Genomic DNA, 13,627 nt, shown 5'->3' with positions numbered 1-13,627 from the left:
GTGCCGGCGGAGTAGGACATGAGGTGGAGCACCGTCCCCTCCGAGATGTCGACGCCCTGGAAGGAGAAGTCCTCGATGGCCAGTCGAGTGGTCCAGTGGATCGTCGGATTGAAGCGAATGACTTCCTCGACGGCCTGGGCGGCGAGTTCCGGCCGGTCGGCGAGCAGCGCCCATTGATCGGGGTGATCGACGAAGGCCTGCATCATCAAACCGAGTTGGCTGCGGGTGGTGTCCATGCCGCCGAAGATCAGGCTGGTGATCAGCTCCCGAAGTTCCTGATCGCTCAGCCGGTCCCCGTTCTCGTCCGTTGCGATAACCAGTTGCGAGACGAAGTCCTCGGTGGGCTGGATGCGGCGCTGGGCGACGAGTTCGTCGGCGCGGGCGTAGAGGGCGAGGATTGCGGCTTCGATCGTGGCACGCTGCTCGGCGATCTCGGGGCCGAAGGCCAGCCCCATGTCGGCCGAGAGCTGCGTGAGCTCGCGCCAATCCTCTTCGGGTAGGGCGAGCAGCCGGCACAGGGCGCGAGACGAGTACGGTTCGGCGAAGTCCGTCATGAACTCGCACGCGCCGGAGTCGGCGAACTGCTCGATGACATCGTGGGCGAGTTCGCGGAAACTCTCGGTCATCGTCGCGATGACCGAGTGCGAGAACGCGGGGTTGACCAGCTTGCGGATGCGGGCATGGTCCTCACCCTCCATGCCGACCAGGGAGCTCTTCCACCAGTCCGAGAGCACACCGTCGGTGATGCCGTTCTGCGCGGGCCAGGACCAGCTTCCCTGCCGGAGGCGGCGATCCTTGAGCAGGGCACCCACCTCACCGTGACGTAGGACCGCGATACCGTAATTAGTTCGGGCATACCAGTTTCGCTTCCTGGCAGCACGGATCTCCTCGCCCATCGCGGAGAAACCCGGGTCGGTGATCTTCAGCAGATTGCCGTCGGTGGCAGATGTGATACTCATGTTTTAACTCTAACATTAGATGTTAGAGTYGCAAGTACTCGACTTTGCATTCTCGAGACCTATATGCTGTGAAGATAATGGATACAAATGACTCGGCGTCCGACTCCCGGACCCCCTCACCGGCGTCCCTGCTCGTTCGCAGTGTCATCCTGTCCCCGATCGGCGGTGAGGGGCTGGTCGCGCAGACCGTTCGCCGGCTCGGCGATGCCATCGGCCTGGGCATCTTCGACGTCGGAGCACGACTCCCCTCCGAGTCGGAACTGGCCGACCAGCTGGGGATCTCCGCGATGACCTTGCGCGAAGCACTCGCGGTGATGCGCGAAGCCGGCTACGTCGAGACCCGACGCGGGCGCCAGGGCGGCACCTACGTCAAACAGCTGGCACTTACGGTTCCCGAACGCGAGGCGCAGAAGCGGATCGCGACGATCACCGACGAGTACATCACCGACCTCACCGATTACCGCGTCGCCATCGGCGGTGAGAGCGCGGCGCTGGCCGCCGAACGCGCGACGCCCGAGGACCTCGACGGGATGCGGGAACTGATCGAACGTATGGACGCCGCAGAGGCATTCGAGGAATTTCGCAAGTGTGACGCAACCTTTCACGTCACCATCGCCTCGTGCACGCGGTCGCAAAGGCTGGCCCGGGCAGAGACGGAGCTGCAGGCCGAGTTGTCCCCACTGATGGGGGCGTTCCGAGTGGGCCCGCAAGCCCGGCGCACCTCCAATGACCAGCACCGCAAGATCTTCGCGGCGATCGAAGCCGGAGACGGCGAGCGAGCGCGCCGCCTGATGGCCGAGCACATGACGAGCAGCGCGGAAGCAATTCTGGGATTTACCCGCGCCGCAGCAAGCGCCGGCAGTTAACCCGACCTCAGTCGGTCGCGCGCGAGAGTGTGCCCGGCGCGCCACTGTGTTTCAGGGGTCTGTCGACCCTTTGCCGGTTGCCGGATCCCCGAAGCCCAGGCGCGCGAATAAGCGAAACACGCACGCCTGGGCCCGGGATCGACGGAGTGCGCCACCCTTCTGATCGCCGGCGCACTACCTCCTCCACGCCTGTTCGAGAGCCCGCGGGGATCCCGGGTGCCGCTCGCTCGGCATGCCTGACCGACATAGGGTCGGGGCGGAAGGGCGTGACGGCCATCTAGAGCCGGTGGGCGTGCTCCGGCTCGCTCAGCGACCACAGGTCGACCTCGCGGGTCGGGAGGGTGTGCCCGCCCCAGCTGCGTTGGTGCAGCCCCTCGTCCCGGTCGGCCCACAGCAGCAGGGTGCGGTGCCGGAGCGTGGCGTCCGCGGTCAATCCGAGGGCACCGTGCAGTTGGTGTGCCTGGGTGGCGACGTCAGAGGCGACATCGCCCGCGAGCGCTCGGGCCGCGGTGGCAGCGAAGCGAATCCGCTCGGGGTCTGCGGTGTGCAGTCGGCGAGCGAACTCGGCGATCGCCTCGTCGAGTTGGAGCTGCGCGATTGTCAGTCGGCCCAGCTCCTGTGCCACGGCGGGAAGCTTGATCAGGGGCCGGCCGAACTGGACCCGGCTGGAGACGTAGGCGCGGGCCTGCTCGATCGCGCCGGAAGCCGCGCCCGCGATTTCGTGGACGAGCAGGAACTGGGCCAGCACACCGTCGGGTCGATCCCCGAGGTCCTCCGGGGGGTCGGTTCGGTGCAGCGGGCGGCCCGCGACGTCACGGTCCACCGAACCCGGCACCGCCCGGGCTTCGGTGGTGCCGTCGGCGCCGACGACGACGGTCGCGATCGGATCCCAGACCCCGAACGAGTGCGCGCTGACAACGATTTGCCCGGGGGCTGTCGGCTGGACGGCGAGGGCGCGCGCAACCAGGGTCTGGCGGACGGGGAGGGCGGCGCCTGCGTGGGCGAGGGCGCGGGTGGCGGCGGCAGCGGCGTCGATGAGTTCGGCCGACCCGGCCAGCGCCTCGAAGCTGGTGCAATCGACGTCGTCGAGAATCGTGGTCCATCCCAATTCTTCGGCAACCTTCCACTGTTCGTGGAAGTGTTCGGCCTCCGAGACGAGACCGCCGGCAACCGGGAGTTCCCAGGTAGTCACCACATCGGCGACGATTTCCGCCAGTTGCGCGGCTTCGTCGGTGAGAATTGTCGTGCTCATTGCATTTCCTTCGTGACGATGGACAGCATGACCGGGGCGGCGCCGCCGCGCAGGCCCGACTTCGGGGAGGCGATCACGGCGGCGTCGAACAATGCGCGCACTCGCTCATCGCACCGGCCCAGCAGGGGCCGGACGAAGTCGAGCGTGGCCAACTCGAGTCGGTTTCCGAGGTACTTGCTGGTGGCGGCCTCGGCGACCGGGCTGCGTCCGGCGTCCAAGGCGGCCGCGATGTCCCGCGCGAGTGAGCGCAGAACCGTCAATTGTGCGGTCAGCACGCGCAGTGCGGCGCGGTCGGTGTCGTCGAGCACTTCGGCGTCGAGGACTGCGCCCAGGACCGGATACATCGACAGGAACCGTTCGGGGCCACCGCGTTCGAAGGCGAGCTGCGAGATGACCTGCTGCCAGCCGTGCCCCTCGGTGCCGATCAGCCACCGGTGGGGCACGTGCACGTCGTCGAAGACGACTTCGTTGAAGTGATGTCCGCCGTCCATGCCGATGATCGGTTGCACGTGCACCCCGGGCGCGGAGGTGTCGACCACGAACTCACTCAGGCCTGCGTGCCGGTACCCATCTGTGGAGGTGCGGGCGAGGACGTAGAGGTAGTCGGCGAAGTGGGCGCCGCTCGTCCAGACCTTGCGGCCGTTGATGACCCAGCCCTCGTCGGTGCGGGTGGCGGTGGTGCGGACGGCGGCCAGGTCGGAGCCGGCGTCCGGTTCGCTCATCCCGAGCGCGAAGCTGATCTCGGCCCGGGCCAGTCGCGGACAGAATTCGTCCTGGAGCGTCCGGCTGCCGTGACGGATCAGGGTCGGGCCGATCTGCCGTTCGCCCGCCCAGTGGTAGGAAACCGGGGCGCCGGCCCGGAGCAGTTCCTCGGTGACCGCAAGGCGGGAGAGGTTCGATTCCGCGGCGCCGCCAAGGTCCTTCGGCCAGGTCAGCGCGAGGAGTCCGCGCCGCCCGAGTTCCCGGCTGAACTCGGGGTCGGCGTCGCCGCCCCAGGCATCGCATCGGGGTTCGTAGTCCCACTCGGCGCACAATTCGCGCACCGCCGCACGCAGCGTTTGTTCTCGTGTAGTCATCGTGTCCTGGCTTGTCATCGGCCCTCGAAGGTCGGGGTACGTCGGGTGGTGTAGGCGTCGAGCGCCTCGATCGAATCGGATGTGGTCATCGCCACCGCCTGGTGTGAGGCGATGAGATCGAGCGCCGACCGCAGATCGCCGGTATCGGATTGGCGTACCGCGTTCTTGATCATCTGGACGGCCACGGGTGGCTGCCGGGCGATCTGGGTGGCGAAGGCGTCGAGTCGGGTGTCGAATTCGTCGGCGGCGCAGACTTCGTCGACGAGGTTCCAGCCGAGGGCCTGTTCGGCGGCGATGAACTCTCCGGTCCACAGCAGACGCAGCGCGCGGGGTCTGCCAATCAGCCGCGGGAGGTAGAAGCAGCCGCCGTCACCGGGTACCAGGCCGACGCGGATGTACCCCTCGGAGAACCGGGCCGCCGCCGAGGCGATCCGGTAGTCACACATCAGGGCCATGTCCATCCCGGCGCCGACGGCGGGCCCGCTCACCCCGGCAATCAGTGGTTTGGTCAGGTCGTCGACCGCGCGGGCGACCTGGTGGACCGTGTCGGTCATCAGTTTCCGGTTGGTCAGCGGTGTGCGATCGATCTCGCCGATGTCGGCGAGATCGGCGCCGGCGCAGAAGGCCTCACCCGTGCCGCGGACCACGATCACCCGCACCCGCTCGTCCCGCTGGAACTCGCGCAGCGCCCGCGCCCAGTCCTCGAGCATGTCCACGGTGAAGGAATTCTTCTTCTCGGGCCGGTTGAGGGTGATGCGCCCGATGTGGTTGTCGATGGTGACGACGAGGTCACCTCCGGAGGAAGTCATGACAGTGCGTCTCCATTCACGGTGATATGCCCGGTGGGGGTCGGGGGCCGACCAACAGTGGTCATGCCCGGGCTCCGCTGCGATGGTCGGTCCAGGACCGACTCGGTGTGCTGCCCCTGCGCCGGGCAGTGCCGGCGCAGTTGGGCCGGTGTCTCGGAGTACCGGACCGGGTGCCCGATCAGCTGGTACGGCCCCTCGGTGGGGTGTTCGGCGAAGGTCAGCAGCCCGCCGTCCTGCGCGTAGCGGCTGGTCGCACTCTCGGCGAGGCTGTAGACCGGATGCGCCGGGATGCTTGCGTCGTCGCACAGGCGCTGCCACTCGGCGGTGCTGAACTGTGCTGTCAGGGAGCGCATTCTGGCGTACAGAGCATCGGAATTCGCGATGCGGCCGGCCATGGTAGTGAACCGGGGATCGGTTGCCGCTTCGGGGTCGCCGGCGAACTCGAAGAAGTCCCGCCAGTTCGCGTCGTTGTAGGGCAGAATGCACATCCACCCGTCCGAGGTTCGGCAGGCTTTGCGTTCGCGGCTGAGCACCCGCCGGTAACCGAAATCGCTCTCGTGGGACGGATCGAGTGTTGCTCCGGCGAGATGCTCGACGAGGTTGAAGGCGATCATGGTGTCCGCCATCGGGATTTCGACGTGCTGTCCGCGTCCGGTGCGGTCCCGGTAGTGCAGGGCGGCGAGTACCGATTGCACCATCATCAGCCCGCACACCTTGTCGGCGACCACCGAGGGGATGTAGTTCGGCTGTCCGGAGACTTGCTCGTTGAGCCACACCAGCCCGGTGGCCGCCTGGATGATGTCGTCGTAGGCGGCATTGTCCCRCATCGCCGAGTCGGAACGAAATCCTTGTGCGGTGGCGTACACCAGACGTGGATTGACTGCGGCCACGTCCGCCCATCCCAGTGACAGTCGCGCGAGGGCGCCGGGGCGAACATTGGTGATGAAGGCATCCGCGGTCTCGAGCAACGCGAGTAGCGAATCTCGATCGGATGCATCCTTGAGATCGAGTGTGACACTTCGCTTGTTGCGGTTGAGATTGAGGGTGGGGCCGCCCATCCCCGGATGGCGTTTCGGTTCGAACTGCCGGGTCGGATCCCCGCCGGGAGCCTCGACCTTGATCACATCCGCGCCGAGGTCGCCGAATTGCTGACCGGCGTAGGGGCCCATGATGACCGTGGCCAGTTCGATCACGCGAAGTCCTTGCAGGGGACCGCCCTTCGCAACGGGATGGGTGGATGGTTCCCGCGGGCCGGGGGGAATGGATGTGCTCGATGCGATCGAACCGGTGTTGTCGTGCTTCACCCCATAATGAAAGCCCCGATGACGATCTATATCCAATACTAATTATGGCACCATTAATATTATGGACGATATGGATTTTTCGCGGCGGCTGCTCGAGCAGTTCGTCGTGGTCGCCGAAGAGCGGCACTTCACCCGCGCTGCCGAGCGACTGTCCATGAGTCAGCCGCCCCTCACTCAGGCGATCAAACGCCTAGAGAAGGCCATCGGGGTGCCGCTGCTGGAACGAAGCACCCGCCAGGTGCAACTCACCCCCGCCGGGAAGGCGTTCGCTCTCGATGCACGGCACCTCCTGGACGCGCAGAGTTCCGCGGCCGAACGTGCCAGACGGATCGCGCAAGGTGCGGAGGGAACGTTACGCCTCGGATTCGTCAGCGGCGCCTCCTACGTCTCGGTCCCCCGTCTGATCGGCATGGTGCACGACAACCTGCCGGGACTGCGCATCCACCTCTATCAACGCACCTCCGCCGAACTCGCCGACATGGTGCGCAGCCGGCGGTTGGACGTCGCCATGGTGCGAGCTCCACTGGCCGACCCGGACCACCTCGATATCCGTCTCCTGCACGACGAACCCCTGGTGTGCGCTCTGCCCGCCGGGCACGATCTCGCCTCTCGGGACGACATCGTCCTGGCCGACTTGCGGCACCAGCATTTCGCGCTGCCATCCGCGACCGCGTTGCCCGGGCTCAGTCAGTTGATTTACGCGGGGTGCCGCGCCGGGGGTTTCGAACCCCGGGACGGCGGGCGAGCGGACAGCCTGATGGGGATGCTCGGTTTGGTCGCGTCCGCCGACTGCGTGTGTCTGGTCCCACGGGAGATCCGTGACGGGACCGTTCCGGGGGTCGCCTACCGGCCTCTTGCCGCCGACGCCCCCCGCCTGCAGACACTGGTCATCTCCAATGCGGCGCGCGATGACGCCCTGGTCGACCGCGTGATGGCGCTCGTCGGGCGCTCCGCGTAGGTGGTGTCGATGGCCCTGGAGGGTGCGTCGTCAGCCTGCCAAGGGTTCGGCGGCGGGGGCGTTGATCGCGTCATAGAACTGCAGTGCGCTCGCAACGGCGACGGGCCCACCCACGATGACGGTTCCGGCGACCGCTCCGATCGCCCCTGCCGCGGCTCCGGTGACCAGGCATCCGCCGAGGAAACCGGGGACCGCGAGTATGCCGATTGTCGGGACGGCGACCGCGGATCCGACGAGGGCTCCTCCGGCAATGCATCCGACCCCGGCACCGATCGCCGTGCCGATCAGGCTGCCCATCCCGACGCCGAGCGCAACTTCGGTGCCGAAGTTGATGATGGCAGCGCTGAATTCCGGTGACCGCACGTCCAATGCGGTGGGCTGCAGTGGGAGTGCTGCATCCTTCAGCGTTGTGGCAGTAGAGGATTCAGTGCTGGGGGCGAGGGTGGCGCTCCTGCCGTCGATCTTGGCGGCGATCGGCCATTCTTTCCCGTCCCGGGCGTAGGTCAGCGGGAAGCCGGCTACCAGATTCCCGGCGGCATCGAGTACCTGGAACTGGTTGCCCTGGGTGGTCAGTGAGCCGGCGTCGGTGGTCAGGACGACGGACTTGTCGACGATGCTCGCGGTGTAGTGGATACCGGGAAGGATCTCCGTTTCCAGGGCTGACGCATGGTGGGGGTCGGCCTGTTCCGGGGCGGCACTGGCGGTGCTGGTGGTGGCGACCGCTGCCGTAACGGCGAAGGCGGTCACCGCAATGAGGCGGGTGATCATCATTGGGTCTCCATAGTGAAGGGGTGGGAGTGGGCGTTCGGGGTGTGAGCTGCAGGGGGGTGCTGCCGCCGCGAACGTGGGGGCGCGGCGGCGCGCACAGCAACGGCGCCCTGAGGGGTCCCCGGGCGCCGCTGTGTTTGCGTTTTGATCAGTTGTCGAAGACTCCGAGCTGACGGAGCAGCGTCCCGGAGTCCCAGTACGAGCGCTCTTCGAGCAACTGTCCGGCGGGGTTGCATTTGAGCAGGTTGACGCCGCGCACCTCGATGCGGTTGCCGGTCGGTGCGATTCCGTCGAGGTGCCCGGTATGGACCCCGGTCACGGTCCATTCGACGGTGGCCGTCTCACCGTCGTCGGCGACGACGGAACTGTGGAACTCCATCGAGGAGAAGGCGTTCGTGAAGGCGCTCATCGCTTCGGCGATCGCAGCTCGGCCGGTGGCCGGGCCGGGTGAGGTCATGTCGTGCAGGACACCGTCTTCCGCGAAATGGGCGGCGATAGCCTCGTGGGGCTGCTCGGCCGCCCATGCCTTGTCCATGTCCTTGACGAAGTTGTGCAAGCCGGTGCGCACGGGGATTCCCTTCTGTGCCCCCCGGGTGGGCCGTGTTCACGCACAGCACACCCGGGGAAAATGGTGGTCGAGTGTGGGGTTTCTGGAGGTTCGGGTCGGGCTCTCAGGCCCGCTGGGCGGCCTTCTGATCGCGGACCACGTTCCGGGCGGCGAGGGCGCCGCTTTCGAGAGCACCCTCGATCCACCCGACGAACGAGGGTGCGATGTCGCTGCCGGCGAAGTAGACGTGGCCGTGCGGCTTCTGGATGTCCGGGACTGCCGATGACAGCTGTCCGGGACGCATCATCATCCAGGTTCCCTGCGAGAATTCGTCGTCTGCCCAGTCGTGCCCGTCGGTGTCCACGACCTCGAGGTCGGGCACGTATGCGCGCAACGCGTCCTGGACTGCGTCCTTGTCATCGGGGTCGATCGCTGTGGCGTCGGGACAGAAGCACACGATCAAGGTGTCGCCGTCGAGACGGTATTCCGTCATGGCGATGGTGATGGGGTTGGCCCCGAGCGGGGCGTAGGCGGTGAACGCTTCGATCTCGCCCTTGGCGCGGACCCACATCTTGCGGTTGAGCATCGGATGGCCCTCGTCGGCGAGGCGTTGGGTGCCCTCGCTCAACGCGGGCGAGAACTCGATCGTGTTGAGGGCGTTGACCGGGACGGTCACGATGACGGATTTGGCGCGGATCGTCTCCCCCGCCCGGGTGGTGACGAGCACTCCGTCGCCGTCGTTCGCGATGGCCGACACCGGAGTCGACAGCCGGATATCGGCGGAGGATTCGGCGGCAATCGCTTCGATCAGGCTTTTGGTTCCGGTCGCGATGCGCCAGTAGGCACCCGATTCCCAGAGCGCGCGCCAGTCTCCGAAATACAGTGCGGCCCAACGGAGAACTTGCGATACCGCCTGCTGGTCGGGTGCGGCCACCGTGTAGGAGAGGATGCCGTCGAGCATGTCGCGGTCGGCCGGGTCGAGATCGAGTCGCTTCATCCGGTCGGTGAAGGTCTCCAGATCGATCTCCCCGATGTCCGTGGTGTGGACGTCGTGGGGATACGGGAAATGCTCGCGGGCGTCCTCGACGAACCGCTCCATGCCCGGGCCGGCGAGGGCGTCGAATTCCGCCTCGGTGCCCGAGTGCAGGGCGCCGTCGGCCAGCCAGTGGACGCGGTCGATCGGCACGGGTGTCGACAGTTCGAGACCGTGACGCTGCATCTCTCGCCACAGGTTCGGCTGTGTCCAGTGCACGTAGGCGCCGCCGAGTTCCACCGCCCGCCCGATCTTGTCATCGGTGTAGGTGCGGCCCCCGATGCGATCGCGTCCCTCGAGAACGACGACCGACTTTCCCTCCGCGGTCAGATCCCGGGCGGCGGTGATGCCGGCGAATCCGGCCCCCACGACAACTACGTCAAATACTTCGTTCATCGACACTCTCTCCTTCATCAACTATGAGCGCGATCACAATCTAACATCACATAACCTCATATACTAGAGGTTGTAGTGTTAATTCTTTGAGGTCGTGCTTTCTGCGCTCCGGTGGGTTTCGGAGGTAGCGCGCCGGTGTTCCGCGGCATCGCACACCTGCTCCCGGTCGGGCCGGCGCGCTGGCGTAGTCGTCATCGTCGACGAAGTCTTTGTGCCGATGGATATTTCGCGTCGGCGTCATGCGTTGCACCCCGCGTTTCTGTAGTGAAGATGCCGAAAGGGCCACCGAACGCGCCCGTTCCCCGCGCCCCTCGTTTGACAGGGGTGGGCGCGGGGAAGAGACCGTTCGGCGGCCCGTGGCCAGCCTTCGGATGTGGGAGAGGTGCGGATTGGTCAGACGGTGACGAGGTGAGCCGACTCGAGTCCGTGCGCGTGCGCGACGGGGGGCGTAGGTCACCTGCCCGGCGTGGGTGTTCAGGCCCCGGGCCAGCGACTGATCGTCGTTCAGAGCCTGCTCCCAGCCCTTGTTCGCCAGGGCGAGGGCGTAGGGCAGCGTGACGTTGGTCAGGGCGTAGGTGGAGGTATGGGGCACGGCGCCGGGCGTTCGCCACGCAGTAGAGGATCGCTGGCCACCGCCGCATAGGAATTGGTGTCCACATTTCGGGGGGAAGCCCCGACCACGTCCACCTATTGATCCACTACCCACCTACCGTGCAACTCTCCACCCTGGTCAATAGCCTCAAGGGTGTCTCCGCTCGATACCTGCGCCAAGAGTTCCCCGACCACATCCAGAAATACCTGTGGGGCAATCACTTCTGGTCACCGTCCTACTTCGCCGCCTCCGCAGGCGGAGCCCCACTCGCCATCGTCGCCGAGTACATCACCAACCAAAAACGACCCGAACCCACGAAAGAAAGCGACCCCGCTACGCGCGATCGCGCAGTACAGAATCAGCTTCCTCCCGGCCCTGAAGGGCTAGGCTTCCTCTGATTAATCCGGTGAACAGGACCTGTCCCTCGCGCATCCGGTGATACTCGGGTGCGATAGGTTCTTTGACCTTCAGGATCAGGTCACCGCTGGCCCACACATCGTCGGCCGAGGAGAGGATCTTCGCGCCGGCGGCGAGGTAGTCCTCGTCCGGGATCGACGATCCGACCCCGGCCGACTCCTCGACGAACACCTCGTGCCCGTGTGACACGAGTTCATGCACACCTGCCGGAGTGATAGCGACTCGGTACTCGTGGTTCTTGATTTCCTTGGGAATGCTGATCTTCACAAGACCCTCACTTCGATCTTTTGTTGGTTTGTCGAGACGGGTGGGGTTTCTCCGACCGTGGCCCACACGGTGTGGGGACCGCGTGGCGGCGGGCGAGGGCTCAGCCCACGGCCTCGAGAAGAGCTTTGTGCCGCAACCGTTGCGCGGGCGTGCCGCCGGCGATGACGACCCCGGTCATCGTGGACTCTCGAAAGTAGCCCACCACGACACCGTCCRATGCCCACCCGGGGGCGAAGCCGCCCTCCAGGACCTCGATACGGTCTGCGTGGTCGGTGCGCCCGAAACCCTGGATCCTGACGTCGAATTGGTCGCTCCAGAAGGCCGGCAGCGGCGCAAACGGTGCCGGAGCCTCGGCGCCGCTGTCGGCGGGGCTCAGCCCGCGGAGCAAGGTGGTGGCGGCGCGCTGCGCGGTGTCGGCGGGAACGCACCAGTGTTCGACGCGACGCGGGGTGCTGTCGAATCTCGGATTCGGGAATCGAGCCACATCTCCGACCGCCACCACCTCGCCGCGCCCTTCGACGCGCATCAGGTTGTCGCAGAGGACGCCATCGGACAGGTCCAGGCCGTTCCCGTCCAGCCATTCGACGTTGGGCCGTGACCCGACTGCCTCGACCAGCACGTCGGCCTCGAGCTCGGTCCCGTCGTCGAGGATGACCGTACCCAGCGTCTCGAGATCCGATGGCCGTCCGATCAGGGCCGATACCGACCTGCCCAGCTCGAAGACCACGCCCTGCTCTTCGTGGAAGGTTTGCAGGGTGCGGGCGAGTTCGGAACCGAGCGGGCGCAGCATCGGTGCGACGAACGGCTCGACGACACTGACGCGGCATCCGGCGCGGCGGGCACTGGCGGCGACCTCGCAGCCGATGAAACCGCCGCCGACGACCACCACGGAGGCTCCCGTGGTCAGCTGCTCACGCAGTGCGATCGCATCGTCGAGGGTGCGTAGTACGTGCCGCTGCGAGCCGAAACCGTCGATCGGCAGTCGGCGGGGCCGCAGACCGGTGGCGACGACCAGACCGTCATAGGCGAGCGTGCGCCCGTCGGCGGTGTGCACGACTCGGTCCGCCAGCACGGCCCCGGTTACCTCGGTGCCTGTCACCCAGGACACGTCCTCGACGTGCGCGCGCCGGCGCAGGGCCACCCCCGGATAGTTGACCAGTTCGGTGGCGCTGAGTGCACTGGCGTCGGGGGCGACCAGGACGTTCTTCGACAGCGGTGGACGGTTGTAGGGCAAATGAGCCTCGGCGCCGACCACCGTGAGCTCACCCGACCAGCCGTGCACGCGTAGTTGCTCAGCGGCGCGCAGTCCGCCGAGGGAGCCGCCGACGATGACAATCCGTGGTGTCATCGGTTAATCGTCCACACGGATCGCCTGGACGGGGCACACGTCCGCGGCCTCTTCGACGGACGCGCGAAGGGATTCGTCGGGCGCCGGCTCCCAGACCAGCCTCCCGTCGTCGTCGAACTGAAATACCTTCGGTGCGCTGAAGATGCACTGTCCGTGGTCGGCGCACACTCCGGTGTCTACGGTGACTTTCATGTTGGGGCCTCTCTTCCCTGAGTGGTCGGTGGCTGTACCGCGATGGGTACGGTCGTTGTCTTCTGCCGGGTGTTCTGGGGTGGTCAGGAGCCGGTGCGCTGGTGGCGTGCCCGGCTGTCGATGTGGTCGAGGAACGCCCGGAACAGGGGGGTCGTCGGGTCCTGTTCGGGATGCCACAGCACACCGAGCGCGAACGCGTGCGCAGGGGACTCGATGGCCTCGATCACCCCGTCCGGCACCGAGCGCGCACTGACCGTCAGCCCGGCGCCGAGCCGGCCGACGCCCTGGTGGTGTGCGGAGTACACGGTCGCGGTGTCGGACTGGTAGGCGCCCGCGGCGACCGTGTCCGGGACGAGGGTGACCTCGTGCATGCCGAACACACCGTCGTGGGCGGCGTGATCGTCGTGGGCCAGCGAGTCGGGCACGTGCTGGTCGAGTGTTCCGCCGAAGGCGACGTTGAGCAGCTGCATTCCGCGGCAGATGCCGAGGATGGGGATGTCGAGCTCGAGGGCGCGGCGGGCCACGGCGAGCTCGGCGAGGTCGCGCGCGGTGTCGGGTTCGGCCGTGGCGGCGTGGGCGGAGTGGCCGTAGGTCGCCGGGCCGATGTCACGTCCCCCGGCCAGGATGACCGCGTCGACGAGATCGAGTACCTGGTCTGGGTTTTCGGCTACGTCGCCGTCGGCCGGGAACAGCAGCGCAGTCCCCCCGGCGCGCCGGACGGCCTCGACGTAGGTGGTCGGCAGCATCGCGGTGGGGATGTTCTTCCACATACCGAAGTCCCCGTGTTCGACGCCGACGACGATGCCTACCTTCACGCGCCCGGAATTGGCGGAGTCCATGGTG

At 66.8% G+C, this 13,627-nt stretch carries 14 protein-coding genes and 2 pseudogenes; 3 read left to right on the top strand and 13 right to left on the bottom strand.

The features are described 5' to 3' along the window. Positions 1–959, bottom strand: a 959-nt coding sequence (locus AC1DWT_RS34080) for a cytochrome P450 (RefSeq protein WP_477924059.1), incomplete at its 3' end; no start/stop codon positions are given. Between the two features lie 77 nt (positions 960–1,036). On the opposite strand from AC1DWT_RS34080, the gene AC1DWT_RS34075 reads away from it, so the two are divergent. Then, positions 1,037–1,825 (top strand): FadR/GntR family transcriptional regulator, encoded by a 789-nt coding sequence (locus tag AC1DWT_RS34075; protein ID WP_072951238.1) that lies wholly within the window; start codon positions 1,037–1,039, stop codon positions 1,823–1,825. Between the two features lie 277 nt (positions 1,826–2,102). Here AC1DWT_RS34075 and AC1DWT_RS34070 read toward each other — a convergent pair whose 3' ends face one another. From AC1DWT_RS34070 to AC1DWT_RS34055, 4 genes are read right to left on the bottom strand one after another with little or no spacing between them, the layout of a single operon-like run. Next, positions 2,103–3,077 carry an acyl-CoA dehydrogenase family protein gene (locus AC1DWT_RS34070; protein WP_072951241.1) on the bottom strand — a complete coding sequence of 325 codons (975 nt, stop codon included), beginning with the start codon at positions 3,075–3,077 and terminating at the stop codon, positions 2,103–2,105. Next, positions 3,074–4,153 (bottom strand): acyl-CoA dehydrogenase family protein, encoded by a 1,080-nt coding sequence (locus AC1DWT_RS34065; RefSeq protein ID WP_206015497.1) that lies wholly within the window; start codon positions 4,151–4,153, stop codon positions 3,074–3,076. The genes AC1DWT_RS34070 and AC1DWT_RS34065 overlap by 4 nt, the downstream gene beginning before the upstream one ends. 14 nt (positions 4,154–4,167) lie before the next feature. After that, complete coding sequence (locus AC1DWT_RS34060) at positions 4,168–4,962, bottom strand: enoyl-CoA hydratase/isomerase family protein (RefSeq protein ID WP_206015496.1); 795 nt, start codon at positions 4,960–4,962, stop codon at positions 4,168–4,170. Beyond that, positions 4,959–6,266, bottom strand: coding sequence for a CaiB/BaiF CoA transferase family protein (locus AC1DWT_RS34055; RefSeq protein ID WP_477924054.1), 1,308 nt, complete (start codon positions 6,264–6,266; stop codon positions 4,959–4,961). Before AC1DWT_RS34055 ends, AC1DWT_RS34060 begins: the two co-directional genes overlap by 4 nt. A 70-nt stretch (positions 6,267–6,336) precedes the next feature. On the opposite strand from AC1DWT_RS34055, the gene AC1DWT_RS34050 reads away from it, so the two are divergent. Beyond that, entirely contained in the window at positions 6,337–7,224 is an 888-nt protein-coding gene (locus AC1DWT_RS34050) for a LysR family transcriptional regulator (protein WP_072951245.1), read from the top strand. Positions 7,225–7,254: 30 nt separating this feature from the next. Here AC1DWT_RS34050 and AC1DWT_RS34045 read toward each other — a convergent pair whose 3' ends face one another. The 4 genes from AC1DWT_RS34045 to AC1DWT_RS34030 form a co-directional block, all read right to left on the bottom strand. Further along, the gene (locus AC1DWT_RS34045) at positions 7,255–7,995 is read right to left on the bottom strand and encodes a DUF8020 domain-containing protein (RefSeq protein WP_072951247.1); all 741 of its coding nucleotides are present in this window, start codon (positions 7,993–7,995) and stop codon (positions 7,255–7,257) included. A gap of 145 nt (positions 7,996–8,140) precedes the next feature. Continuing rightward, positions 8,141–8,560 carry an ester cyclase gene (locus tag AC1DWT_RS34040; RefSeq protein WP_206015495.1) on the bottom strand — a complete coding sequence of 140 codons (420 nt, stop codon included), beginning with the start codon at positions 8,558–8,560 and terminating at the stop codon, positions 8,141–8,143. A 103-nt stretch (positions 8,561–8,663) separates the two neighbouring features. Next, entirely contained in the window at positions 8,664–9,968 is a 1,305-nt protein-coding gene (locus AC1DWT_RS34035; RefSeq protein WP_206015494.1) for a flavin monoamine oxidase family protein, read from the bottom strand. Positions 9,969–10,014: 46 nt separating this feature from the next. Then, positions 10,015–10,560 (bottom strand): hypothetical protein, encoded by a 546-nt coding sequence (locus AC1DWT_RS34030; RefSeq protein ID WP_420855128.1) that lies wholly within the window; start codon positions 10,558–10,560, stop codon positions 10,015–10,017. A 74-nt stretch (positions 10,561–10,634) separates the two neighbouring features. On the opposite strand from AC1DWT_RS34030, the pseudogene tnpA reads away from it, so the two are divergent. Beyond that, positions 10,635–10,958 (top strand): annotated as a pseudogene (gene tnpA, locus AC1DWT_RS34025) (IS200/IS605 family transposase); the annotation flags it as partial. A 1-nt stretch (position 10,959) separates the two neighbouring features. Here tnpA and AC1DWT_RS34020 read toward each other — a convergent pair. From AC1DWT_RS34020 to AC1DWT_RS34005, 4 genes and pseudogenes are all read right to left on the bottom strand, one after another. Beyond that, a pseudogene (locus AC1DWT_RS34020) lies at positions 10,960–11,244 on the bottom strand (alanine dehydrogenase); the annotation flags it as partial. Positions 11,245–11,344: 100 nt separating this feature from the next. Beyond that, complete coding sequence (locus AC1DWT_RS34015; RefSeq protein ID WP_477924051.1) at positions 11,345–12,592, bottom strand: NAD(P)/FAD-dependent oxidoreductase; 1,248 nt, start codon at positions 12,590–12,592, stop codon at positions 11,345–11,347. Between the two features lie 3 nt (positions 12,593–12,595). Then, positions 12,596–12,784 (bottom strand): ferredoxin, encoded by a 189-nt coding sequence (locus tag AC1DWT_RS34010; RefSeq protein WP_072948743.1) that lies wholly within the window; start codon positions 12,782–12,784, stop codon positions 12,596–12,598. Positions 12,785–12,867: 83 nt separating this feature from the next. Then, the gene (locus tag AC1DWT_RS34005) at positions 12,868–13,623 is read right to left on the bottom strand and encodes a gamma-glutamyl-gamma-aminobutyrate hydrolase family protein (protein WP_206015492.1); all 756 of its coding nucleotides are present in this window, start codon (positions 13,621–13,623) and stop codon (positions 12,868–12,870) included. Positions 13,624–13,627: the final 4 nt, after the last annotated feature.

It is taken from the genome of Rhodococcus sp. P4_B6, from assembly GCF_056402215.1.
The sequence above is the reverse complement of the archived record's forward strand: the minus strand, read 5'-3'. Positions and strand labels throughout refer to the sequence as shown.